Here is a 1517-nt window from a genome sequence, read left to right as displayed (position 1 = left end):
CCAAATAATAGGAAGGTGCCAGACACGTTTATTTTGTCGGTAAAGGTGGGTAAATAGATAGTAACAATCTACTAAACCGAAAGAGGTGTTGATGATGAACAACGACAAGAAATCAAATTTCTATAAGCCCGAAGAGCATAGAGGACTATTCATGGATGTTTTAGAGACGGATGATAACACACAGCACCTTCTCAAACAGGAAAAAACGCGATACACAAAAGGCGCTGATGAGATCATCGACAAGGTTCAAAATACTTTCCTTGAAAAAAGAAGAGCAGAGGAAATTGATCGATCACTTGAAAAACGCGATAAAGAGAGATTTATGGCATTGACTTCAGAGGGATGGGAAGACGTTTTATAAACTATTAAAAATCGTCATCTAAACACAGATGGCGATTATTTTTTTGCCTGATCATTTATCATTCAGGGCCCAACTCTTTTTTTAACTCTTCATATAAATAATCCTGCTCAGTAATCTCCCCAAAATCAATTAACTTCTTTTTCTCTTCTCTCCACTCTTCATCCGTATATTCATAGTACGTCCTTCTCGCATCATCACAGCTTGCTCCATCCACTCCCTGCCAAAAGGCATAAGGATTCTCACAATTAAGCATGTGCTCGTATGCTTTTCCCTTTTTGATTTCCTTCAGATCTTTTGCGCAGCTATGCAATCCTATTATAAATATGATTGCAAGAATGCTAAGTAATAAGTATTTCTTGATAAGGCGCTTTCTTCTTTTCTTTTTCAAGTTATAAGTTCTCCCTATGAGCATCGATTTCGCTTGATATTAGCATAAAGATAACTTATCAATAATTAAAAGAATTATCAGAAATTTAATTGACTTATTTCTACTGGATAATTATCATAATATGTAACCGATTACATAGGAGGCAATTAGGAGATTATTCTCTTGGTTGTTTTTTAAAAATTAAAACTGTAACCGGTTACATAAGAGTGGAGACTTATACATATATAAATATCAATATCACTAATATTATTTGTCTTCTTAAAAAAGGGGTGATTGATGTGCCAGATGAGATCAGAATTTTGGCTCCAAGTGGAATGCTCGGCTATGGATTCCCGGTCAGTTCCTTTTTAAAGGGAATGGAAGAAAAACCACATGCGATTGTGGTGGATGCAGGATCAACTGATGCTGGACCTCATAAGCTAGGAGCCGGCGTAGCGATTGTCAGTAAAAGAGCCACTAAAAAAGACCTGGAAATCATGATTGAACATGGAGTGTCCGGAAATATTCCGATTATCATTGGCTCGGCCGGGGGCGCGGGTGCCAGGAAGCATGTTGAATGGACACTTGATATCATAAATGAAATTCTAGATGAAAAACATATCGACGCAAAAACAGCAGTTATTTGGGCAGATATCCCCGATGAACTTGTTTTGGATGCGAACCACAAAGGCAAAGTCAACCCGCTCGGTCCGAATGTTAATCCGCTGAATGAAGAGGTCATCCGCAGTACAAACGGGATTGTAGCCCAAATGGGGCATGAGCCGATTT

Annotated in this window: 2 protein-coding genes and 1 pseudogene; 2 read left to right on the top strand and 1 reads right to left on the bottom strand. The window is 38.3% G+C overall.

What is annotated here, in order from left to right; all coding sequences use genetic code 11:
• Positions 1-94: 94 nt before the first annotated feature.
• On the top strand, positions 95-361 hold the full coding sequence (locus tag WB217_RS01780) for an IDEAL domain-containing protein (protein ID WP_423990089.1): 267 nt from the start codon (positions 95-97) through the stop codon (positions 359-361).
• A 58-nt stretch (positions 362-419) separates the two neighbouring features.
• Here the strand turns inward: WB217_RS01780 and WB217_RS01775 are convergent, their stop codons facing one another.
• The gene (locus WB217_RS01775; RefSeq protein ID WP_423990087.1) at positions 420-749 is read right to left on the bottom strand and encodes a hypothetical protein; all 330 of its coding nucleotides are present in this window, start codon (positions 747-749) and stop codon (positions 420-422) included.
• 278 nt (positions 750-1027) lie between these two features.
• On the opposite strand from WB217_RS01775, the pseudogene WB217_RS01770 reads away from it, so the two are divergent.
• Positions 1028-1517, top strand: a pseudogene (locus WB217_RS01770) (acyclic terpene utilization AtuA family protein); the annotation flags it as partial.

Origin of the sequence: Mesobacillus sp. (assembly GCF_049588175.1) — a bacterium.
Lineage (GTDB): Bacteria > Bacillota > Bacilli > Bacillales > Cytobacillaceae > Mesobacillus.
The sequence above is the reverse complement of the archived record's forward strand: the minus strand, read 5'-3'. Positions and strand labels throughout refer to the sequence as shown.